The organism is Streptomyces sp. NPDC037389, from assembly GCF_040636475.1.
GTDB lineage: Bacteria > Actinomycetota > Actinomycetes > Streptomycetales > Streptomycetaceae > Streptomyces > Streptomyces hesseae.
Window position 1 is genome coordinate 1 of sequence record NZ_JBEZUS010000005.1, and the last position, 21,686, is coordinate 21,686.

Sequence of the window (21,686 nt, forward strand, 5' to 3'; positions counted from 1 at the left end):
GGGGGGGGGGGCCTGGGGAGGGGGGCGGCGTGCACAGGCCCGAGTCGGCGGGGGGGCGGGGGGGGCCCCCGCGGGGGGGGGGGGGGGCGCCCCCGGGGCGCCCCCCCCCCGCGGCCGTGAGGAGGCCGCGGCGGCTGCACGAGAAGCGGTCCCGGAGGCTCATGCCACCAGCTCGGGCGCGGGCCGGGGCTCCGCCCCGGCGATGGGGTTGCCCGCCCAGTGGGTTCCGGCGGGCACCGTCTCGCCCCGCATGACGAGGGAGGACGGGCCGATGGCGGCGTGCTCGCCGACCGTGCTGCCCGGCAGCACGATGCCGTGCGGGCCGAGCGAGGCGCCCGCGCCCAGATCGACGCCGTCCATGCGCATGATCCGGTCGTGGAACAGGTGCGTCTGGAGCACACAGCCGCGGTTGACGGTGGCGCCGTCGCCGAGGGAGATGAGATCGGTCTCCGGCAGCCAGTGGGTGTCGCACCAGACGCCACGCCCGATGCGGACGCCGAGGCTGCGCAGCCACCAGTTGAGGACCGGCGTGCCGGTGAACGGACCCGCCAGCCACGGCACGGCGAGGGACTCCACGAAGGTGTCGTAGAGCTCGTTGCGCCACACGAAGGAGCTCCACAGGGGGTGCTCCCCGGCCTTGAAGCGGCCCATGAGCAGCCACTTGGCGGCGGTCGCGGTGAGCGCGGCCACGATGCCGGCGGCCAGCAGCAGGGGAGCGGCGATGAGCGCGGCGAAGCCGATGCCGCGGGCGTCCAGGGCGTCCTGCTCGATCAGCATCACGGCCTCGGCGAGCGCGAGGCCGCACATCAGTGGCAGCACCCGGCACAGTTCGACGGCCGCGCGGGCCATGACGAGGCGTCGGGGCGGCTCGAAGGTGCGCCCGGAGTCGCCGGCGGAGGCGACGCGCGGCAGCGGCATGGCCGGGCGGCCCAGCCAGGAGCTGCCGGGCTCGCTGTGCGCGGGGGCGTCGGACAGCACACCGATCAGCGCGTGGTCGGGGACCTCGCGGCCGGGGCCGACGATGCCGGAGTTGCCGACGAAGGCCCGGCGCCCGATACGGACGCGGCCCAGCCGCATCCGGCCCGCGTGGAGCTCGAACGGGGCGACCAGGGTGTCGTCCGCGAGGAACGCGCCGTCGTCGACGGTGAGGAGCGAGGGCAGCGGCAGGACCGTGGAGATCTCGGCCCGCCGGCCGATCCGCGCGCCCAGCAGGCGCAGCCAGCCGGGGGTGGCCAGGCTCGCGTAGAGCGGGAAGAGGCCGGCGCGGGCGCCGTCGAGGAGCCGGGTGACCAGCCAGACCCGCCAGGCGACGCCGCCGTCGGCGGGGTGGTTGCCTGGGGTGATGCCACGGCCGAGGATCCGGACGACCAGGGCGATGAGCAGCATCCAGCAGATGGTGGTGACGAAGGTGAACGCGGGGGCGGCGGCCAGCAGCCACAGTCCGGCGGACGTGAGGGTGGCGCAGCCCTTGATCAGGTAGTACGTGCCGATGAGCGCGGGCAGCGCGGCCAGCAGCGGCAGCAGCGGCAGCCCGGCGAGGGACAGCCCGTAGGCGAGGGGCCAGCGCCGCGAGCGGCGGTGTCGCGGGGTGTGCCGCCGGCCGTGCTCGGCCTCGCCGGGGCGGCGCGCCCCGGGAACGTGGGCGCTCCGCGCGGGGTGGGGTCCGGCGTGGGAGACGCCGGCGTCCGGGCTCCCGCCCGGGAACGTCCGGCCGCCGTGACCCGCCCCCGCGTAGGACACGTCCAGGGACGGCGCCCCGGAGTGCGCGGGCCCGGCGGCGGGCAGCCCGTCGTAGGAGTACTCGGCGTGGAACGCCTCGGCGCCCGGAGCCCCGGCCCGGAGCGGAGCGCCCTGGGGCGCTCCCGCATCCGTGAGCCCAGCCGCAGGCGACCCCGCAGGCGACCCTGCCACCGGGCGGGCCGGGGAGCCCTCCCACGTCTGGCCGGCCGGGATGTGGCCGTCCAGGCAGCCGCCGCCCTCAAGGGTGGCGTTCGGGCCCAGGGAGGCGCCCGGCATCAGCATGGTGCGGTGGCCGACGCGGGCGCCGGCGCCGATGGAGACCGCGCCGATGCGCAGCGTCTCGCCGTCGAGCCACCAGCCCGCGAGGTCGGCCTCCGGCTCGACGCCGCAGCCGTCGCCGAACTCGGCGAGGCCCGTGACCGGCGGCATGGCGTGGAGGGAGACGTTCCGGCCCGTCGCGCAGCCCAGGGCGCGGGCGTACCAGACGGCCCAGGGGGTGCCCAGCAGGGCGGGGACGCCGAAGGAGGCGACGGTGCGTTCGGCGGCCCACAGCCGCAGGTGGACCCGGCCGCCGCGCGGGTAGGCGCCCGGCGCGATGCCGCCGGTGAGCAGGCGTGCGGCGGTCGCGCCCAGCAGGAAGCGGGAGGGGGAGCTGAAGAGGATCAGCCAGCCGGCCAGCACCAGCCACCAGGAGGTGTGGGGGGCCCAGGCCTCGGGGGCCAGCAGGCCCAGGACGTTGTCGGCGGCGGCCAGGCCCACGAGCCCGCGCAGCCCGGCGACGCCGAACAGGGCGGTCTGCACCACGATCTGGGCCGCGCCCATGCGGCGGCGCACGGGCCGGACCTCGCGTTGGACGGCTTCCTGCGGGGCGAGGGTGTCGAGGTGGCCGGCCATGTCGCGGAGCACGGGATGGCGGTAGAGGGCGGCGACGGAGACGCCGGGGTAGTGCTCGCGCAGCGCGGAGGCCATCTTGGCGGCGGCCAGGCTGGTGCCGCCCAGGGAGACGAAGTCGGAGCCGGCGGAGGGCCGGGTGCCGAGCAGCTCTTCCCAGACGTCGGCGAGCCGGGCGGCGGTACCGGTCAGCGGCCCGCCCTCGGTCCCGTCGTCGCCGGTGGTGGGCAGCGGCCAGAGCAGGGCGTCGCGGTCGACCTTCCCGGAGGTGCGGGTGGGCAGCTCGGCGACCTCGCCGAGGACGGGCACCAGCGCGGCCGGCAGCCGTTCCGCCAGCAGCTTTCTCGCGAGCTCGCGGTCGTACTCGGGGCCGGGCACCACATATCCGGCGAGCAGCCGGCCGCCGGCCGGGGTGGTGCGGACGGCCGCGGCGGCGCCCAGCACGCCGGGCAGGGCGCTGAGCGCGGCGTCGATCTCGCCGAGCTCCAGCCGGCGCCCGCCGATCTTGATCTGGTCGTCGGCGCGACCGGCGAAGACCAGGCCCTCGGGGTCGGCGCGGACGAGGTCGCCGGTGCGGTAGGCGCGGGCGGTCTCCAGGGCGGCCGAGGGGCGGTAGCGGTCGGCGTCCTTGACGGGGTCGAGGTAGCGGGCGACGCCGACGCCGGCGACGACCAGCTCGCCCTCGGCGCCCCAGGGCACGGGCTCGCCCGCCGGGTCGACGACGGCCAGCTCCCAGCCGTCCAGGGGCAGCCCGATGCGCACGGGGTCGCCGGGGTGCATCCGGGCCGCGCAGGCGACGACGGTGGTCTCGGTGGGCCCGTAGGTGTTCCACATCTCGCGGCCGGGCACGGCGAAGCGGTCGACGAGCTCGGCGGGGCAGGCCTCGCCGCCGACGATCAGCAGCCGCACCCGGTCCAGGGACTCCGGCGGCCACAGCGCGGCGAGCGTGGGCACGGTGGAGACGACGGTGATGCCGCGCTCGACGAGCCAGGGGCCGAGCTCGTGGCCGGCGCGGACGAGGGAGCGGGGGGCGGGCACCAGGCAGGCGCCGTGCCGCCAGGCCAGCCACATCTCCTCGCAGGAGGCGTCGAAGGCCACGGACAGCCCGGCCAGGACGCGGTCGCCGGGGCCGAGCGGGCAGTCCTTGAGGAAGAGACCGGCCTCGGCGTCGGCGAAGGCGGCGGCGCTGCGGTGGCTGACGGCGACGCCCTTGGGGGCGCCCGTGGAGCCGGAGGTGAAGATGATCCAGGCGTCGTCGTCGGGCAGCGTCGGACGGCCCGCGCCGGTGGCGGGGGCGGGGCCCGGCATCAGCGTGTCCGCGGTGATGACCAGGCAGACCCCGGCCTCGCGGAAGACGGTGGTGGCCCGCTCGTCGGGGTCGTCGGCGTCGACGGGCACGTAGGCGGCGCCGCAGCGGAGGACGGCGAGGATCGTCAGGTACAGCTCGGCGGTGCCCGAGGGCACCCGGACGCCGATCCGGTCGCCCGGCCCGGCGCCGGCCCGGCGCAGCCGGTCGGCGCGGGAGGCGACCTCGGCGGTCAGCGCCCGGTAGGTCAGGGTCTCGCTGCCGGTGTCCAGGGCGAGGGCGTCGGGATGCGCGGCGGCGGTGGAATCGAACACGTCGAGCAGGGTGCGCTCCGGGTGCGGTGGGGCGCTCCGGTAGCGCGCCCTGCCCGCTGCGGAGCCCGTGGGTACGGGTGCGGGTCCTGGGAGGGTCGATGACATCAGTCGGTACGCCTCTATTCGACGTGGGTGGCACGGACGTCATCGGACGACGTCCGCAACCACAGACGACGCCCGCCGACGAGGGGTTCGTATGCCGGTTCCCAACGTTCCGTAAATCGAACGCACCCTGGGTAACCCCATCAACACTTCAAAAGCACAGCCGTACCCGGGGTATCACCGCTGATTCAATGGTCAAACAAGGCTGACGCCATGGCCTTCTCTTGGGGAAGTGTTGGCCTTCCCCTGGGATTCTTTTCGGACGCGGCTTCACCCGTTCGCTCGGCCCCCGCACAGCTTCCGCACAGCGAGCGCCGAGGAACCGCTCGGGGTCCGCTCAGCGCTCGCTCACGCGCCCGTCCGCGACCTCCAGCCGCCGCGTGGTGTGGACCGCGTCCAGCATCCGGCGGTCGTGGGTGACCAGCAGCAGCGTGCCGTCGTACGAGGCCAGCGCCGACTCCAGCTGTTCGATGGCCGGCAGGTCGAGGTGGTTGGTGGGCTCGTCGAGGACGAGCAGGTTCACCCCGCGCGCCTGGAGCAGGGCCAGCGCCGCACGGGTGCGCTCGCCCGGGGAGAGCGTCACGGCCGGGCGCAGCACGTGCGCCGCCTTGAGACCGAATTTCGCCAGCAGCGTCCGGACGTCCTCCGGGGCGAGCTCCGGGACCTCCGCGCCGAACGCCGCCAGCAGCGTCTCCTCGCCGAAGAACAGCGCCCGGGCCTGGTCCACCTCGCCCACGACCACTCCCGGGCCCAGCGCGGCGCCGCCCTCGTCCAGGGGCAGCCGGCCGAGCAGGGCGGCGAGCAGCGTGGACTTGCCGGAGCCGTTGGCGCCCGTGATGGCGACCCGGTCGGCCCAGTCGATCTGGAGGTCCACCGGGCCGAGGGCGAACGACCCGCGCCGGGCGACCGCGCCGCGCAGGGTCGCCACGACCGCGCCCGAGCGGGGCGCGGCGGCGATCTCCATCCGCAGCTCCCACTCCTTGCGGGGCTCGTCGACGACGTCGAGCCGCTCGATGAGCCGCTCGGTCTGGCGCGCCTTGGCGGCCTGCTTCTCCGTCGCCTCGGAACGGAACTTGCGGCCGATCTTGTCGTTGTCGGTGGCCTTGCGACGGGCGTTCTTGACGCCCTTCTCCATCCAGCCCCGCTGGGTGCGCGCCCGGGACTCCAGGGCCGCCCTGGTGTCGGCGTACTCGTCGTAGGCCTCGCGGGCGTGCCGGCGGGCGGTCTCGCGCTCCTCCAGATAGGCGGCGTAGCCACCGCCGTAGAGGTTCACCTGCTGCTGGGCGAGGTCGAGCTCCAGGACCTTGTTCACCGTGCGGGTCAGGAACTCCCGGTCGTGGCTGACCAGGACCGTGCCGGCACGCAGCCCCGTGACGAACGACTCCAGCCGGTCCAGGCCGTCCAGGTCGAGGTCGTTGGTGGGCTCGTCCAGCAGGAAGACGTCGTAGCGGCTGAGCAGCAGGGAGGCGAGGCCGGCGCGGGCGGCCTGACCGCCGGAGAGGCCGGTCATGGGCCGGTCCAGGCCGACGCCGAGGCCGAGCGAGGCGGCGACCTCGTCGGCCCGCTCGTCGAGATCGGCACCGCCCAGGTCCAGCCAGCGCTCCAGCGCGACGGAGTAGGCGTCGTCCGCCCCGGGCGCGCCGTCGACGAGGGCCTGGGTGGCGGCGTCGAGAGCGGTCTGCGCGGCGGCGACCCCGGTGCGGCGGGCGAGGAACGCGCGGACGGACTCGCCCGCGCGGCGCTCGGGCTCCTGCGGCAGATGGCCGACGGTGGCGGTGGGCGGGCTGAGCCGCAGCGTGCCCCGCTCGGGCGTGGCGAGGCCCGCGAGCATCCGCAGCAGGGTGGACTTCCCCGCCCCGTTGGCCCCGACGAGCCCGATGACGTCCCCGGGGGCGACGACGAGGTCGAGCCCGGAGAAGAGGGTGCGGTCGCCGTGTCCGGCGACGAGATCCTTGGCGACGAGGGTGGCACTCATAAGAGCACCGACTGTATCCGGTCGGACAATCAGCCCGTCCGGTGCGGCGGAGCCCCTTCGGGCAACACCCGTACCACCAGCACCTCGGCACCGCACCGTGCCACCGCATACGTGCCCCACGGCACCGGCGCCCCACCCGGTGCCCGCCCGGCCCGACCCGCCCGTCGAACAGTTCGCGCGCCCGCACCCGCCCCAGCGGCCCCGGCCGGTAGCCCGTCACCCGCACCCGGCACGCCTCGGTCACCTCCGGACGGGCCTGCCCGGCCGCCCTGTCCATTCCCCCGGGTGTGCCACTTCGAGCCCGGCGGCGGGGAATTCACCGGTACCGTCGGCGCATGGCAAGCGATGTGATCGTGGTCGGTGCCGGGGTCATCGGCCTGACCAGCGCGGTCGTCCTGGCGGAGCGCGGCAGGCGCGTCGAGGTGTGGACCCGCTCGCCGTCCGCGGAGACCACCTCGGCGGTGGCCGGGGGCCTGTGGTGGCCGTACCGGATCGAGCCGCGCGACCGGGCTGGCGACTGGGCGCTCGCCTCGCTCGCGGTCATGACCGGCCTGGCCGACGGGCCGGAACGCACCGGCGTGCGCCTGGCCGAGGGGACCCACGCCGGCCAGGCCCCGGCGGAGCTGGGGGCGTGGGCGGCCGAGGTGCCGGGGCTGCGGGCCGCGGGCGCGGGCGAACTGCCGCGCGGCTACGACCGCGGCGTACGCGTCCGCCTGCCGTTGCTGGACATGGCCACCCACCTCACCTATCTGACCCGGCGGCTCCGCGCGGCGGGCGGCACCGTCGCCGTCCGCCCCGTCGCCTCGCTCGCGCAGGCCGCCCGCTCGGCGCCCGCCGTGGTCAACTGCACCGGCCTGGGCGCCCGCGACCTCGTCCCCGACCCCTCGGTGCACCCGGTACGCGGCCAGCTCGTCGTGGTCGAGAACCCCGGCATCGACGAGTGGTTCACCACCGCCGACGGCTCCGCGACCGACACCCTCTACGTCTTCCCCCAGCCCTACGGCGCCGTCCTCGGCGGCACCGCCCAGGAACACATCTGGGACCGGGCCCCCTCGCCCTGCACCGCCCAGGCGATCATCAGCCGCTGCTCCCGCGTCTTCCCCCGCCTGGCCCGCGCCCGCGTCCTCGGCCACCGCGTGGGCCTGCGCCCGGCCCGCCCGCGCGTCCGCCTGGAGGCCGAGCCCCTGCCGGGCGGCGGCCGGCTGGTCCACAACTACGGCCACGGCGGCGCGGGCATCACCGTCTCCTGGGGATGCGCCCTGGAAGCGGCGGACCTGGTGGAGGCGGCCACGCCGTCTTGACAGCGCGGGCCCGGACGGAATGCTGTACCGCGTGACGCACCTGCCCACACCCCTGACCGGCGTCGTCCCTCCGCTCTGCACCCCCCTCACCCCCGGCGGCGAGGTGGACATCCGCTCCCTCGTCTCGCTCGTCGAACACCTGCTGGACGCCGGGGTCCACGCGGTGTTCGCCCTCGGCACCAGCGGCGAGGCGGCCTTCCTGAGCGACGCCCAGCGCGACGAGGTGCTGCGGGTCACCGTCGAGGCGGTGGCCGGACGGGTGCCCGTGCTGGCCGGGGTCATCGACATGACCACCGCCCGCGTCGTCGACCGGGCCCTGGCCGCCGCCGCCCACGGCGCCGACGCGCTGGTGGCCACCGCGCCCTTCTACGCCGGGACCCACCCCGCCGAGACCGCCGGCCACTTCCGCCGGATCCGGGCCGCCGTGGGCCTCCCGCTGATCGCCTACGACATCCCCCAGACCGTCCACAGCAAGCTCACCGCCCCCGTCCTCCTCCGGCTCGCCGAGGACGGCACCCTCGCCGGCCTCAAGGACAGCAGCGGCGACCTGGGCGCCTTCCGCCGGCTGCTGGTCGCGCTGCGCGAACGTGGCCTCGACCACGCCTTCGCCGTGCTCACCGGCTCCGAACTCACCGTGGACGCGGCCCTGCTGGCGGGCGCGCACGGCGTCGTCCCCGGGCTGGGCAACGTCGACCCGGCCGGGTACGTACGGCTGTACGGCCACGCGCGGGCCGGGCGCTGGCGGGAGGCGGCGGCCGAGCAGGACCGGCTCGCGGCGCTGTTCGCCCTCGTCGACGCGGGGGACACCACCACGATGAGCGGCGGTGCCGCCGCGCTCGGCGGCTTCAAGGCCGCCCTGCGCGCGCTCGGCGTCATCGACTGCGCGGCGACGGCCGCGCCCCAGCGGCCACTGTCCGAACAGGCCGTGGCCGAGGTCCGCCGACGGCTGACGGAGGGTGGGCTGCTCACGTAGCGCGGGCTTCCTGCCGAAGACGAACGGTGAACGCCGACCGGTGGGAGAGAGCCGCTCATGGACGAGGTGACCGCGCGCTACGTGGAACTGTGCCGTGCCGACGGGAGCGGGCTGAGCGCGGCTGTGGCCGAGGCCGAGCTGCCGGCCGCGCTGCGCGACGCCCGGCTGCTGGCCCGGCCGCTGTTCGCCGACGAGCCCGGGCTGCGGTCGGCGGCGGAGGACCTGCTGACCCTCTTCGACGTCCTCGTCACCCTGCCCGACCGGCTCTTCGACGGCGACATCGAGCGGTACTGGGCGGCCCTGGGCGGCGAACCCCGCCTGGGCCCGCCGCTACGGCGCCACGTACGCGCCGGACGGCCCGCGGACCGCTTCGGCCGGGCGGACCTCTACCGCGACGAGCACGGCTTCGCCCTGCTGGAGTTCAACATCGCCGGGGGAGTGGGCGGCTTCGAACTGGGCGAACTGCCCCGCTCCCTCGAAGCCGTGCCCGCCTTCGCCGCGTTCGCCGAGCGGTACGCGCTGCGCCATGTGCGGACCGCCGAACGCGTGGCCGAAACGCTGCGGGCCGTCGCGCCACGCCCGTCCCCCGTGGTGGCACTGGTGTTCGCGCCGGGGGCGCTGCCCCGGTACCGGCGGCCCGTCGCCCCCACCGTCGCGGTGCTGGAGGGCCAGGGGCTGGAGGTGGTCCTCGGCGAGCTGGGCGACGTGCGGGGCGACGCCGGGAAGCTGTTCGTCGGCACGGCCCGCGTCGACGTGGCGCTGCGCTTCTTCACCGTCGACGACACGATCGGGCACGAGGACGCCCTCGACGCGATCACGCGCGCCCATGAGAAGGGGACCGCGGTCCTGTGGACCGGCCTGGACAGCGCCCTGTTCACCAACAAGGGCGCCCTGGCGCTGCTGTCGGACCCCCGGTGCGACGCCGTGCTCTCCGAGCGGGAGCGGCGGGCGACGGAACGGATCCTGCCGTGGACCAGACTGCTGACCGCGCCACTGGTCGACCGGTGCGTCGAGGAACGCGAACGGACGATCCTCAAGCCCTGCCGCGGCTTCGCGGGCTCGGGCGTCGTAGCGGGCTGGGCCTGCCCGGAACGGGAGTGGCGCGACGTGCTGCGCTCCTCCGCGGGCGGCGGGTTCGTCGTACAACGGCGGGTCGTGCCCCGGCCGGAGCCGGTCGTGGACCCGGGGACGGGGGTGACCGAGGACTGGACGCCGGTCTGGGGCCTGTTCGTCACCCCCGACGGATACGGGGGCAACGCCATCCGCGCGCAGCGCGCCACCGGCGGTGACGTCATCGGCTACAGCACCAGCACCGAGACCCTGGCCACCGTCGCCTTCACCCGGCCCGTCGGAGATCAGCCCACCGGCGATCAGCCGGCGGACTCCGCCCGTGCCGTCGTGTCCCCGTGAAGCAGCCCCTGGTGCCCGGCCCAGTGGGGCGCGCGCAGGGCGGTCTTGTCGACCTTGCCGATGGGGGTCAGCGGCAGCGCGTCGACGAACTCGAAGCTCGCGGGCAGATAGACGGGCCGCTCCAGCTCGGCCAGCACACACTTGCGCAGCTCGTCGAGCTCGACCCGCGCCCCGGGAGCGGTGACGACGACGGCGTGCACGGCCTGCCCGTAGAACGGGTGCGGCACCGGGATCACCGCGGCGGCCCGGACCGCGGGATGGGTGGTCAGCGCGTTCTCCACCAGCGGCGAGTAGATGGTGGACCCGCCCTCCCCCGTGATGATCACGTCATTGCGCCGGTCCATGAGGAAGACGTAGCCCTCCTCGTCCTGGTGGCCGAGGTCGCCGGTGCGCAGCCAGCCGTCCGGGTGGAACGCGGCGGCGGTGGCCTCCGGCTGGTTGAGATAGCCCTCCATGACGCGCGGCCCGCGCGCGCAGATCTCCCCGACCTCCCCCGGCGGCAGGGGCCGGCCCTGGTCGTCGCGGACACCCGTCTCCATGTCGGGGAAGGACCGGCCGACCGAGCGCAGCAGTCTCCCGCCGTCCACGACGTGATCGGCGGAGCTCAGCGCTGTGAGACCGAACGCCTCCGTCTGCGCGTACAGCTGCCACAGCACCGGACCGAACCGGTCGAGGGCCTGCCGGAGCCGGTCCGGGGTGATCGGGCTGGCCCCGTACATGACGCGGCGCAGCCGGGAACAGTCGACGCCGGCCAGTGCCGGGTGGTCGAGCAGCCGGTACAGCATCGGGGGCATCAGCATCATGGCGGTGATCGGCTCGTTCGTCAGCGCCTCGATCACGGCCTCCGGAGTGAAGCGGTCCAGGAGGGTGAGGGTGCTGCCCTGGGCCAGGCTGGTCAGCGCGTACAGGCCGCCGACGTGGGCGATCTGGCTCGTCACCAGCAGCTGTACCGGCTCCGGCAGGAACGGGTGCGCCAGGATCGTCCGGTACATCCGGTGCCGGTGGAGGATGCACTTGGTGAGGCCCGTGGTGCCGCCGGAGCACAGGACGGTCTCGACCTGCGCGGCGTCCGCCCAGCCCTGGCCGGGGGCGGCATCGGCCCGCCGGGCCACGTCCAGGATGTCCGGCGCCGGCCCCCCGGGGCCCAGCGACCACAGACGGGCCCCGGAGAACGCGCTCGTGACGGCCTGCGCGCCCGCCTCCGGAATCCGGTCGTCCATGATCAGGGCGTCGGCGGGGGCGTTCTCCGCAATGCTCGCGTACTCGGCCGGGCCCCGGTCCATCGGCATCGGCAGGAACCGCGCCCCCACCAGATGCGCGGCGAAGGGCACGCACACCGCCTCGGGGCGGTTGCCGCTGGCGAGGGCCACGGTGGTGCCCGGACCGAGGCCCACCGACCGGAATCCGGCGGCCAGCCGGCGGACCGTCTCCGCCAGCTCGGTGTAGGTGATCCGGCGGGCGCCGTGCACCACGGCCTCCCGGCTCCCGTACCCGGGGAAGACCTCGTCCACCAGCCAAGCGGCGTAGCTGCGCCCTGCCACTCCGTCCGACCCGTCCATGGGCCCGCCTCCTCTTCCGGTTCCGGTAACCGCCCCTGGTCGGTGGAGGACGGGACATCGCGGGGCGACGGCGCGGACGCGCGTCGTCCCGTGTGATCGATGGCCGGTGGCACGGCGGCTCTCACCGGGAACGCCGCGCATTCATCCGGTCGGGTGCAGGAATCGGCCCGGGCACGAGAGGTCGGGCGGCGGAGTCGTGGTGTCGGCGACGGCGTACCGGGGGGCTGTCGGGCCGGTGCCGGCGGCGTATCGGGGGCTGCCGGTCCGATGCCGGTGGGGTCCGGCACCGTTCGAGAGGTCCCGCCGGGTGACCGTCCGGCCGGGCCGGAGCACTGGGCCGCGGACGGCGTGCACCCCACGCCGGCCGGTCCTGCCGCACTCGCGGCGGCCTGGCTGCGCCTGACCGTATGACCCCGGGTTGTGGGCGATCGTCCCGCTGGGCGATGGGGGCACCTCCCAGCGGTAGCCGGGGGAGGGTGGGCACAACCCCGACCACCGGGCCGCACCCACCCACGCGGCGGGGCTAACGGCCCTGCGGCCCCAGCAGTCCCGCACGCCGCAGCGCGTCCGCCATCGCACTGTCGGCCGGGGCGGCGGCCTGACGGCCGCCGCCCTCCGCCCGGCGCGGGCGCGGGGTGTTGCCCCGGCGCGGAGCGCCTCCCCGCTCGCCGCGCTCCGCACGCTCGCCGCGCTCGCGGGGCGCACCGCCACCGCGGGCGGCCGGCGTCGCCTCGTCGTCGATACGGAGCGTCAGCGAGATCCGCTTGCGCGGGATGTCGACGTCCATCACCTTCACGCGCACGATGTCGCCGGGCTTGACCACGTCGCGCGGGTCCTTCACGAACGTCTTCGACATCGCCGACACATGCACCAGGCCGTCCTGGTGGACGCCCACGTCCACGAACGCGCCGAAGGCCGCGACGTTGGTGACGACGCCCTCCAGCAGCATCCCCGGCGCCAGGTCGCCGATCTTCTCGACGCCCTCCTTGAACGTGGCCGTCTTGAAGGCGGGTCGCGGGTCGCGGCCCGGCTTCTCCAGCTCGCGGAGGATGTCCGTCACCGTGGGCAGACCGAAGGAGTCGCTCACATAGTCCTCGGGACGCATCGAGCGCAGCGTCGCCGTGTTGCCGATGAGCGCGGCGACGTCGCCGCCCGTGGTCTTCACCATGGACCGCACCACGGGGTACGCCTCGGGGTGGACGCTGGAGGCGTCCAGCGGGTCGTCGCCGCCGCGGATGCGGAGGAAGCCGGCGCACTGCTCGTATGCCTTGGGGCCCAGGCGGGCCACGTCCTTGAGCGCCCTGCGGGAGCGGAAGGGGCCGTTCGCGTCGCGGTGGGCGACGATGTTCTCGGCGAGGCCGGAGCTGATGCCGGAGACCCGGGAGAGCAGCGGCGTGGAGGCGGTGTTGACGTCGACGCCGACGCCGTTGACGCAGTCCTCGACGACCGCGTCCAGCGAGCGGGACAGCTTCACCTCGGACAGGTCGTGCTGGTACTGGCCGACGCCGATCGACTTCGGGTCGATCTTCACCAGCTCGGCGAGCGGGTCCTGGAGCCGGCGGGCGATGGAGACCGCGCCGCGCAGGGAGACGTCGAGCTCCGGCAGCTCCTGCGAGGCGAAGGCGGACGCGGAGTAGACCGAGGCGCCGGCCTCGGAGACCATCACCTTCGTCAGCTTCAGCTCCGGGTGACGGGTGATCAGATCGGCCGCCAGCTTGTCGGTCTCGCGGGAGGCCGTGCCGTTGCCGATCGCGACGAGCTCCACGCCGTGCTCACGGGCGAGCCGGGCCAGGGTGGCCAGCGAGGCGTCCCACTTGTTCTGCGGGACGTGCGGATAGATCGTCTCGGTGGCGGCGACCTTGCCGGTCGCGTCCACGACGGCGACCTTCACGCCCGTACGGAAGCCCGGGTCCAGGCCCATCGTGGCGCGGGTGCCGGCCGGGGCGGCGAGCAGCAGGTCGCGCAGGTTCGCCGCGAAGACCCGGACGGCCTCGTCCTCGGCGGCCTGGCGCAGCCGCGTCCGCAGGTCGATGCCGAGGTGCGTCTGGACCCGGGTGCGCCAGGCCCAGCGCACGGTGTCGCCCAGCCACTTGTCCGCGGGCCTGCCCCGGTCGGCGATCCCGAAGCGCCGGGCGATCATCTGCTCGTAGGCGCTGGGGCCCTCGGTGGTCTCCTCCGGAGCCTGCGGCTCCAGGGCGAGGTCGAGGACCTCCTCCTTCTCGCCGCGCAGCATCGCCAGCACCCGGTGCGAGGGGAGCTCGGTGAAGGGCTCGGCGAAGTCGAAGTAGTCGGCGAACTTCGCGCCCGCCTCCTCCTTCCCCTCGCGCACCTTCGCGGCCACCCGCCCGCGCGACCACATGCGCTCGCGCAGCTCGCCGATCAGGTCGGCGTCCTCGCCGAACCGCTCGGTGAGGATCGCGCGGGCGCCCTCGAGCGCGGCGGCCGCGTCCGCGACGCCCTTGTCCGCGTCGACGAACGCGGCCGCCGCCGCCGACGGCTCGGCACCGGGGTCGCGCAGCAGGCCCTCCGCCAGCGGCTCCAGCCCGGCCTCGCGGGCGATCTGCGCCTTGGTGCGCCGCTTGGGCTTGAAGGGCAGATAGATGTCCTCAAGGCGGGCCTTGGAGTCGGCCTCGCGGATCCGGGCCTCCAGCGCCTCGTCCAGCTTGCCCTGGGACCGCACGGACTCGAGGACCGCCGCCCGGCGGTCCTCCAGCTCCCGCAGATACCGCAGCCGCTCCTCCAGGGTGCGCAGCTGCGCGTCGTCGAGCGCCCCGGTCGCCTCCTTGCGGTAGCGCGCGACGAACGGCACGGTGGACCCGCCGTCGAGCAATTCGACGGCGGCCCGTACCTGCCGCTCCCGCACGCCGAGCTCCTCGGCGATCCTGCCTTCGATCGACGTCGACGTCGTCACGATCACGCTCCGCTTTCCCTGTTCCGCGGCGGTTCCGCCGCGCTGAGCCGCGATCTGCATTGTGGCAGGTACCGGTGACAGCGCCCGCGCGTCGGCTACCCCCGCAGGTCGGACGGGAAGGCGCCGCCCTGCACCAGGGTCGTGGTGTACCCCTGCGTCAGCTCGGTCAGCCGCGCGACCCCGGCGGCGCCCAGGTGCTCGTAGGGGGCGCGGTCCAGGTGGTCCGTCTCCTCCTCCAGCTCCTCGCGCAGCGCGACGCCCGCCTTCGACAGGGTGCCGTCGGCGTTCAGCAGCCCGCGCTCCAGCAGCCGCTCCCGGCCGGCGGCCAGGTCCTCCTCGCTCCAGCCGCGCGTGCGCAGCAGCCACTTGTGGGACATGCCCTTGCCGGTGGCGGAGTGGGTCAGGATCGCCTCGACCGGGTCGATCCCGGCCCGGACGAGGACCAGCAGGTGGCCGTCGCCGCGGTATTCGCGCAGCAGCGTGGTGGCGTGCCACAGCGCCAGGTGCGGGGCGTCCGGCACGGGCTGGTCGGCGTGGGCCGCGTACAGCGTGCGCATGGACCGGTCGCAGGCCTCGGTGGCCCGCAGCGCGAGCTCGGCGGCCTCGGCCATCTCGGGGGAGGCCACGGTCTCCTCGCCGAGCAGCCGCCGCAGCTGGGCGTCGGCGGCGCGCAGCCGCGCGGCCAGGACGTCCTCGGGGGAGGCGATGTCCCAGACGGCGGGGATGTGCCGGGAGATCAGCTCATGGCTGAAGCTGAAGAACGAGGCCGTCACCGCGCCGGGCCCGACCCGGCCGAAGGCGGCGGCGCGCCCCGCCAGATAGACGGCGCCGAAGCTCTCGGTGCCGCTGCCGATACCGAGGGCGCCCACCTCCTGCTGGATCTCCGGGGAGAAGTACTGGGCCGAGTGGTAGGGGTTGAGGAAGGACTGGCAGCGCCGTGCGGCGCCGGCGGGGAGAGAAGTCATGTCCCGTACCGTACGTACTGGTTGGTACGGCGGAAAGGGTGAACGTCACAGGTGAACGTCACAGCTGTCGCGCCGCGTCGTCCGCGCCCGGTGGCAGTAAAGGTGGGGAACCCGTCATTGCCGCCATGCCGGACGGGCCGCCAGCATGGTTGCCATGAGAACCCGCACGGTGCTGATCGTCCTCTTCGAGGGGATCCAGCCCCTCGATGTCACCGGCCCCCACGAGGTGTTCGCCGGGGTGCGGCACGCCCATGGCGGCGAGGGCGCCTACGAGGTGCGCACCGCGACGGTCGACGGCCGGCCGGTCCGCAGCACCAGCGGGCTGCGGCTGGCCCCCGACGCGGCGCTCGGCGACTGCGCCGTGCCGGATCTCCTCGTCGTCCCGGGCGGGGAGGGCGCCCTCGACCCGGATCCCCGGATCGTGGCCTGGCTGCGGGACAACGGCCCCCGGGCCGGGCGGCTGCTCTCCGTCTGCACGGGCGCGTTCCTGGTCGGAGCCGCCGGGCTGCTCGACGGCCGCCGCGCCACCACCCACTGGGCGTACTGCGACCGGTTCGCCGAGCGCTTCCCGGAGGTACGGCTGGACCCCGAGCCCATCTTCGTGCGGGACGGCGGCATCGCCACGTCGGCCGGGGTGACGGCGGGCATCGACCTCGCCCTCGCCGTCGTCGAGGAGGACCACGGCCGGAACGTGGCCCTCACCATCGCCCGCCACCTGGTCGTCTTCCTCCGGCGCCCCGGCAACCAGCGGCAGTTCAGCGTGCCGCTCGCCGCCCAGACCGCCGGACGGCCCACGCTGCGCGACCTCCAGCACTGGATCGTCGAGCACCTCCGCGCCGACCTGTCGGTGGACGCGCTCGCGGACCGGGCGGGCCTGTCGCCCCGGCACTTCGCCCGGGCCTTCCGGGACGAGGTGGGGATGACACCGGGGCGCTACGTCGACCTGGTGCGCCTGGAGGCCGCCCGCCGGCTGCTGGAGGACACCGGGCAGGGCGTGGAGGAGGTCTCCCGCGCCTGCGGCTACGGCACGCCCGAGGCGATGCGGCGGGCCTTCGTCCGGTCCCTGGGCGCGGGTCCGGCCGAATACCGGCGCCGCTTCCGGCCCATGACCCCTGTTCAGCCCCTCGCGGGCTGACCTTTCCTGTCACATCTCGATCGACCCTGACCGAGTACGAGAGAAGGCTTCGCCATGCAGATCGCCATCCTGCTTTATCCCGGTTTCACCGCTCTTGACGCGGTGGGCCCCTACGACACCCTCAGCCGCGTCCCCGGTGCCGAGACCGTCTTCGTGGCCGAGCGGCCCGGCCCGGTGGCCAACGAGAGCGGCAACCTCACGCTCGTCGCCGAGCGCTCCCTCGCGGACGTGCCCCGCCCCGACATCGTCGTCGTCCCCGGCGGGCCGGACCGGTTCCTGCCGCTGGAGCCGGGCCCCGTGCGCGATTGGCTGACGGCGGTGGACCGCCACACCACCTGGACGACGTCGGTGTGCACCGGATCGCTGATCCTGGCCTCCGCCGGACTGCTGACGGGCCGCCGGGCCACCTCGCACTGGCTGCACCTGGAGCAGCTGCGCTCCCTGGGCGCCGAGCCGACGGGGGAACGGGTCGTCACCGACGGCAAGTACGTCACGGCCGCCGGGGTGTCCTCGGGCATCGACATGGGCCTCACCCTCCTCGGCCGGATCTCGGGCGACCGGACGGCCCAGGCCGTCCAGCTGATGATCGAGTACGACCCCCAGCCGCCGTACGACGCGGGCTCCCCGGAAAAGGCCCCCGCCGACCTCGTCGCGGAGCGGCGCGCGGCGCGGGCGTGAACCGGACGCGGCCCGTAAGGGGCGCGGGGCAGTGCCGGTTTGCGGCTACCGCCGCGTGGGCGCGACCAGCCCCCACCGGCCCGCGGTGACCGGACCGTCCCGGACGGGGGTCTAGACGGACCACTCGAAGCGCGGCACCCGCCGTTCCAAGAACGCGGCGACACCCTCCGCGGTGTCGCCGCTGCCGTGTTCCCGCGCCGCCCAGTGGGCCACGCGGTCCGGCCCGGCCGGGCCCGCCGTGAACTCCTTGGCCGCCGCCTGCGTCAGTTGCGAGCGCGCCGCCAGTGTCGCCGCGAACGCGGCGACGCGCTCGTCCAGCGCGTCCGCCGGCCACACCTCGTCCACCAGCCCGGTGCGCAGGGCCCGTTCGGTGTCGATCAGCTCGGCCGAGAACAGCAGGTACTTGGCGGTCGCCGGGCCGACCAGCTCCACCAGCCGCCGGGTGGTGGACGCCGGGTAGACGATGCCCAGCCGGGCCGGGGTGACCCCGAAGGACGCCCCCTCCACGGCGAACCGCAGATCGCAGGCGACCGCGAGCTGGCAGCCGCCGCCCACGCAGTGGCCGCGCACGGCCGCGATCGTCGGCTTGGGGAAGGCGGCCAGCGCCTCCTCCGCCGCCACCGCCAGGTCCCGGGATCCCACGCCGCCGTCGGCGGCCAGCGTGGCGATGTCCGCGCCCGCGCAGAAGGTGTCGCCCTCGCCGGTCAGCACCAGCACCCGGACCGCCGGGTCGGCGGCGCAGCGCGCGAGGAGCGCGGGCAGCTCCCGCCACATCCCGGTGGTCATGGCGTTCCGCTTGGCGGGGTTGACGATCCGGACGGTGGCGACGGCTCCATCGATGCCGAGACGCAGTGCGGGTTCCATGGCCGGATGTTAACCGGGACCAGGAAGTCATGATCAAACAGTCTGCCGGGCGACAGCCGTGTGCGTGATCGGTCGAACCCCGCCGGAATCCGTCGATAGCCAATGACTTCTGGTCAGCTCACCGGAGCGGACGCCAAGGTTCCCAACACTCGGCACAGGTGGTCGGGCCACGGCGAGGGGTGGGATGCGGAGATGGAGATGCGCGGGGGACGCCCACCCGGGCCGGGACGGGCGGCCGCGCCCCGCAAGCCCGCCGAGTACGACGGGAGCTGGCGCTGGACCGCTCCCGCGCTCGACCGGACCGTTCCCGCGGCCCGCAGCGCGGTCCGCGAGCTGATCCGGCGCCGTGCGGTGCCGCTGCGCGAGGACCAGCTGTACGGGTTGCTGCTCATCGTCTCCGAACTGGTCACCAACGCCGTGCGGCACGCGGCGCTGCTCTCCCCGGAGGTGGCCGTGGAGGTCTCCCTGGGCCCGGAGTGGGTCCGGGTGGCCGTCGAGGACAACCACCCGTACCGCCCCGCGCCCATGGAGGCGTGCCCCGAGGACGAGCCGCGCACCGGCGGCCGGGGCCTGCTGCTGGTGCAGGCGACGGTGGAGGAGGCCGGTGGCGCCTACGACATCGAGCACACCGCCGGCGGCGGCAAGGTGGTCTGGGCCGCCCTGCCGCTGCGCCCCCGGCCTACCAGCCTGCGGCGTCCCCGGTGACCTCGCGGATCGCCGGGCGGGCGGCGTCCAGCACGGTCATGAACCACGCGGAGAAGGGGTACTTCTCGCGCAGCGCGTCCAGCTCGGCGGGGGTGACGAACGCGGTCTCCGCGATCTCGGACGGGTCCGGGTCCGGCAGGGCCGTGACCGTGCCCACGAACAGGTGGTTGTACTCCTGCTCGACCAGGCCCGAGGCCGGGTCCGGGTGGTTGTAGCGCACGGTCCCGGCCTCGCGCATCAGCGCGGGCGCCAGGCCCAGCTCCTCACCGGTGCGGCGGGCGGCGGCGACGAAGGGCGGCTCGGCCGGGTAGGGGTGGCCGCAGCAGGTGTTCGACCACACGCCGGGGGAGTGGTACTTCTCCAGCGCCCGGCGCTGGAGCAGCAGCCGGCCGGCGTCGTCGAAGAGAAAGACCGAGAAGGCCCGGTGCAACCGGCCGGGGGCGATGTGGGCGGAGAGCTTCTCGGCGGTGCCGATGGTTCTGCCGTCCTCGTCGACCAGCTCCAGCATGATCGGTTCGGTGGTGTCGGCGGCCGCGGGAACCCGGTCCGAGTCGGCGGAGCGGCCCTTGGCAGATGTGATCGGCATTGACCATCCTCATTGTCGGTCTTCCACCTTCAAGTCTGCCGTACGGAATGCCCACGGCCACGGCGGATGAGTCATCGATCCGATCGGTGACTGATCGGACCGGCCCTCGGCCGGCCGTGGCTCAGCGGCAGGTCTCGGCGGCAGGTCTCAGTGGGCAGAGACCGGCCTCGTGCTCGGCGCGCCCGCCGGGCTCCAGCTGGAAGGTGCAGTGCTCCACGGCGAAGTGCTCGCCGAGGCAGTCCTGAAGGTCGTGCAACATCTTCTCCTGCCCCGCCGGGTCCAGCGCGCCGGGGTCCACCACCACATGCGCCGACAGCACCGGCATCCCCGATGTGATCGTCCACACATGGAGATCGTGGAGGCCCCGCACCCCGGGCAGGGCCAGGATGTGCGCCCGCACCTCGCCGATGTCGACGTTCCTCGGCGCCGCTTCCAGCAGCACGTCCAGCGCCTCGCGCAGCAGCTTCACCGTGCGCGGCACGATCATCAGCCCGATCAGCAGGGAGGCGACAGGGTCGGCCCGGGTCCAGCCCGTCACCATGATCACCAGCGCGGAGACCACCACGGCCAGGGAGCCCAGGGCGTCCGAGAGGACCTCCAGGAACGCGCCCCGCACATTCAGGCTCTCCTTGCTGCCCCGCGTCAGCAGGGCCAGCGAGATGCCGTTGGCGACCACGCCGGCCAGGCCGAAGACGACCGTCCGCGTGCCCGGGACCGGCGCCGGCTCCGCCAGCCGCTCGACGGCCTCGACGAGGACGTAGCCGCCGACGCCGAGCATCAGCACACAGTTCAGCAGGGCGGCGAGGATCTCGGCCCGGGCGTAGCCGAAGGTGCGTCTGCCGGTGGCCGGGCGGGCGGCGAAACGAATCGCCACCAGGGCCATGAAGACCCCGATCGCGTCCGTGGCCATGTGGCCCGCCTCGGCGAACAGCGCGAGCGAACCCGTCAGCGCGCTGCCCGCGGCGTAGACCAGCAGGACGGTCAGGGTGATGCCCAGCGCGATCCGCAGCCGCCCCTTGTGGGCGGCCGCGGCCGTGCCGGTCGCACCGGGCGGGGGTCCCCCGTGCGAGTGGCCGTGGTGGTGACCCGCTCCCATGCCCGCCGCCTTCCGAGGCCGTCGTCGCCGCCCGGCCGGCGGGCACCCGCCGGCCGGGCCCAGTCAACTACGGGCGGGGGGTATCGGACGGCAACGCCTCTTCGACACCTCCGGGAGCCCGCCCTGGCCTGCGACGAATCCCTTGTACGGGGATCAGGGGCGGCGTGCCCCGGGGTGGTGGAGGCACCATCCCTCCCAGGCCGAGGCGACCATGTCGCGAAGGCCGTGGCGGGCGCTCCAGCCCAGCTCCTTCGCGATCAGCTCGTTGGAGGCCACGACACGCGCCGGATCACCCGGACGGCGCGGGGCCGTCTCGGGCGTCAGCTCCGGGCGCCCGGTGATTTCACCGATCAGGTCGGCCATCTCCCGGACGGACACCCCGAGCCCGGTGCCGACGTTCAGCGTCAGGTCGCCCGCGCCCGGTCGCTCGGCGAGCCGGCGGGCGGCGGCCAGGTGCGCGGTCGCCAGGTCCTCGATGTGGATGTAGTCACGGACGCAGGTGCCGTCCGGGGTGGCGTAGTCCTCGCCGAAGATCAGCGGGCGCTCGCCCCGGGTGACGCGGTCGAACATCATCGGGATGATGTTGAAGACGCCGGTGTCGGCCAGCTCCGGCCGGGCCGCGCCCGCCACGTTGAAGTAGCGCAGGCACGCCGTGGCGATGCCGTGCGCGGCGCCCGTCGCCCGGACGAGCCACTCGCCGGCGAGCTTGGTCTCGCCGTACGGGTTGATCGGCAGGCAGGGCGTGCGCTCGGTGACCAGGTCCACGTCGGGCATGCCGTAGACGGCCGCCGAGGACGAGAAGACGAAGCTGCGGACCCCGGCCGCGACCACGGCCTCCAGCAGCACGGTCAGCCCGTGGACGTTCTCCCGGTAGTACAGCAGGGGCTTCTCGACCGACTCCCCGACCTGCTTCTTCGCCGCCAGGTGCACCACCCCCGTCACGCCGAGGCCGGTGAGCGTCCGGTCGAGCAGCTCACGGTCCAGCACCGAGCCCCGCACCAGCTGGACCGACTCCGGCAGCCGGCCGGCCACGCCCGAGGACAGATCGTCCAGGACGGCCACCCGCTCCCCGGCCTCCGTCATCGCCCGCGCGACATGCGCCCCGATGTACCCAGCTCCACCTGTGATCAGCCACGTCATGACGGCACCCTATTCCAGCCATCCGACGGGAAACG

15 protein-coding genes are annotated in these 21,686 nt (G+C 74.7%); 6 read left to right on the plus strand and 9 right to left on the minus strand.

Annotated features, from left to right (window positions below; all coding sequences use genetic code 11):
* Positions 1-159: 159 nt before the first annotated feature.
* Together AB0E98_RS12250 and AB0E98_RS12255 are read right to left on the minus strand one after the other, a co-directional pair.
* Positions 160-4,356 (minus strand): Pls/PosA family non-ribosomal peptide synthetase, encoded by a 4,197-nt coding sequence (locus AB0E98_RS12250; RefSeq protein ID WP_361701547.1) that lies wholly within the window; start codon positions 4,354-4,356, stop codon positions 160-162.
* 334 nt (positions 4,357-4,690) lie between these two features.
* Positions 4,691-6,328 (minus strand): ABC-F family ATP-binding cassette domain-containing protein, encoded by a 1,638-nt coding sequence (locus AB0E98_RS12255; protein WP_361701548.1) that lies wholly within the window; start codon positions 6,326-6,328, stop codon positions 4,691-4,693.
* 335 nt (positions 6,329-6,663) lie between these two features.
* Between AB0E98_RS12255 and AB0E98_RS12260 the strand changes: the two genes are divergently transcribed.
* Genes AB0E98_RS12260 through AB0E98_RS12270 form a run of 3 tightly spaced genes read left to right on the plus strand, consistent with a single transcriptional unit; the run spans position 6,664 to position 10,012 of the window.
* Positions 6,664-7,629, plus strand: coding sequence for an FAD-dependent oxidoreductase (locus AB0E98_RS12260; protein ID WP_361701549.1), 966 nt, complete (start codon positions 6,664-6,666; stop codon positions 7,627-7,629).
* Positions 7,630-7,648: 19 nt separating this feature from the next.
* Positions 7,649-8,602 (plus strand): dihydrodipicolinate synthase family protein, encoded by a 954-nt coding sequence (locus AB0E98_RS12265; protein ID WP_361701551.1) that lies wholly within the window; start codon positions 7,649-7,651, stop codon positions 8,600-8,602.
* Between the two features lie 57 nt (positions 8,603-8,659).
* Positions 8,660-10,012, plus strand: a complete 1,353-nt coding sequence (locus AB0E98_RS12270; RefSeq protein ID WP_361701552.1) for a hypothetical protein — start codon at positions 8,660-8,662, stop codon at positions 10,010-10,012.
* Here the strand turns inward: AB0E98_RS12270 and AB0E98_RS12275 are convergent.
* From AB0E98_RS12275 to AB0E98_RS12285, 3 genes are all read right to left on the minus strand, one after another.
* A complete protein-coding gene (locus AB0E98_RS12275) occupies positions 9,973-11,571 on the minus strand; it encodes an AMP-binding protein (protein ID WP_361701554.1) in 1,599 nt (532 codons plus the stop codon). The two genes, AB0E98_RS12270 and AB0E98_RS12275, sit on opposite strands and share 40 nt — an antisense overlap.
* Positions 11,572-12,094: 523 nt before the next feature.
* Positions 12,095-14,488 (minus strand): Tex family protein, encoded by a 2,394-nt coding sequence (locus AB0E98_RS12280; RefSeq protein ID WP_361701556.1) that lies wholly within the window; start codon positions 14,486-14,488, stop codon positions 12,095-12,097.
* A gap of 89 nt (positions 14,489-14,577) precedes the next feature.
* On the minus strand, positions 14,578-15,447 hold the full coding sequence (locus AB0E98_RS12285) for a hypothetical protein (protein WP_361701558.1): 870 nt from the start codon (positions 15,445-15,447) through the stop codon (positions 14,578-14,580).
* Between the two features lie 154 nt (positions 15,448-15,601).
* On the opposite strand from AB0E98_RS12285, the gene AB0E98_RS12290 reads away from it, so the two are divergent.
* Complete coding sequence (locus AB0E98_RS12290) at positions 15,602-16,582, plus strand: GlxA family transcriptional regulator (RefSeq protein WP_361701560.1); 981 nt, start codon at positions 15,602-15,604, stop codon at positions 16,580-16,582.
* Positions 16,583-16,636: 54 nt separating this feature from the next.
* Positions 16,637-17,260, plus strand: a complete 624-nt coding sequence (locus AB0E98_RS12295) for a DJ-1/PfpI family protein (protein WP_361701561.1) — start codon at positions 16,637-16,639, stop codon at positions 17,258-17,260.
* A gap of 111 nt (positions 17,261-17,371) precedes the next feature.
* Here AB0E98_RS12295 and AB0E98_RS12300 read toward each other — a convergent pair whose 3' ends face one another.
* Positions 17,372-18,124, minus strand: a complete 753-nt coding sequence (locus AB0E98_RS12300) for an enoyl-CoA hydratase/isomerase family protein (RefSeq protein WP_361701563.1) — start codon at positions 18,122-18,124, stop codon at positions 17,372-17,374.
* Between the two features lie 198 nt (positions 18,125-18,322).
* Here AB0E98_RS12300 and AB0E98_RS12305 point away from each other — a divergent pair, with 198 nt between their 5' ends.
* Positions 18,323-18,829, plus strand: a complete 507-nt coding sequence (locus AB0E98_RS12305; protein ID WP_361701564.1) for an ATP-binding protein — start codon at positions 18,323-18,325, stop codon at positions 18,827-18,829.
* Here the strand turns inward: AB0E98_RS12305 and idi are convergent.
* The 3 genes from idi to galE form a co-directional block, all read right to left on the minus strand.
* A complete protein-coding gene (gene idi / locus AB0E98_RS12310; protein WP_361701566.1) occupies positions 18,804-19,415 on the minus strand; it encodes an isopentenyl-diphosphate Delta-isomerase in 612 nt (203 codons plus the stop codon). The genes AB0E98_RS12305 and idi overlap by 26 nt on opposite strands.
* Before the next feature lie 121 nt (positions 19,416-19,536).
* Positions 19,537-20,511: a cation diffusion facilitator family transporter gene (locus tag AB0E98_RS12315; RefSeq protein ID WP_361701568.1), complete on the minus strand. Its 975-nt coding sequence runs from the start codon at positions 20,509-20,511 to the stop codon at positions 19,537-19,539.
* A 153-nt stretch (positions 20,512-20,664) separates the two neighbouring features.
* Positions 20,665-21,651, minus strand: coding sequence for a UDP-glucose 4-epimerase GalE (gene galE / locus AB0E98_RS12320; RefSeq protein WP_361701570.1), 987 nt, complete (start codon positions 21,649-21,651; stop codon positions 20,665-20,667).
* Positions 21,652-21,686: the final 35 nt, after the last annotated feature.

What these genes read in the sequence shown, in the direction of transcription:
- AB0E98_RS12250 (WP_361701547.1), bottom strand. Translation starts at nt 4,356, where the DNA reads ATGTCATCGACCCTCCCAGGACCCGCACCCGTACCCACGGGCTCCGCA.
- AB0E98_RS12255 (WP_361701548.1), bottom strand. Translation starts at nt 6,328, where the DNA reads ATGAGTGCCACCCTCGTCGCCAAGGATCTCGTCGCCGGACACGGCGAC.
- AB0E98_RS12260 (WP_361701549.1), top strand. Translation starts at nt 6,664, where the DNA reads ATGGCAAGCGATGTGATCGTGGTCGGTGCCGGGGTCATCGGCCTGACC.
- AB0E98_RS12265 (WP_361701551.1), top strand. Translation starts at nt 7,649, where the DNA reads ATGCTGTACCGCGTGACGCACCTGCCCACACCCCTGACCGGCGTCGTC.
- AB0E98_RS12270 (WP_361701552.1), top strand. Translation starts at nt 8,660, where the DNA reads ATGGACGAGGTGACCGCGCGCTACGTGGAACTGTGCCGTGCCGACGGG.
- AB0E98_RS12275 (WP_361701554.1), bottom strand. Translation starts at nt 11,571, where the DNA reads ATGGACGGGTCGGACGGAGTGGCAGGGCGCAGCTACGCCGCTTGGCTG.
- AB0E98_RS12285 (WP_361701558.1), bottom strand. Translation starts at nt 15,447, where the DNA reads ATGACTTCTCTCCCCGCCGGCGCCGCACGGCGCTGCCAGTCCTTCCTC.
- AB0E98_RS12290 (WP_361701560.1), top strand. Translation starts at nt 15,602, where the DNA reads ATGAGAACCCGCACGGTGCTGATCGTCCTCTTCGAGGGGATCCAGCCC.
- AB0E98_RS12295 (WP_361701561.1), top strand. Translation starts at nt 16,637, where the DNA reads ATGCAGATCGCCATCCTGCTTTATCCCGGTTTCACCGCTCTTGACGCG.
- AB0E98_RS12300 (WP_361701563.1), bottom strand. Translation starts at nt 18,124, where the DNA reads ATGGAACCCGCACTGCGTCTCGGCATCGATGGAGCCGTCGCCACCGTC.
- AB0E98_RS12305 (WP_361701564.1), top strand. Translation starts at nt 18,323, where the DNA reads ATGCGCGGGGGACGCCCACCCGGGCCGGGACGGGCGGCCGCGCCCCGC.
- idi (WP_361701566.1), bottom strand. Translation starts at nt 19,415, where the DNA reads ATGCCGATCACATCTGCCAAGGGCCGCTCCGCCGACTCGGACCGGGTT.
- AB0E98_RS12315 (WP_361701568.1), bottom strand. Translation starts at nt 20,511, where the DNA reads ATGGGAGCGGGTCACCACCACGGCCACTCGCACGGGGGACCCCCGCCC.
- galE (WP_361701570.1), bottom strand. Translation starts at nt 21,651, where the DNA reads ATGACGTGGCTGATCACAGGTGGAGCTGGGTACATCGGGGCGCATGTC.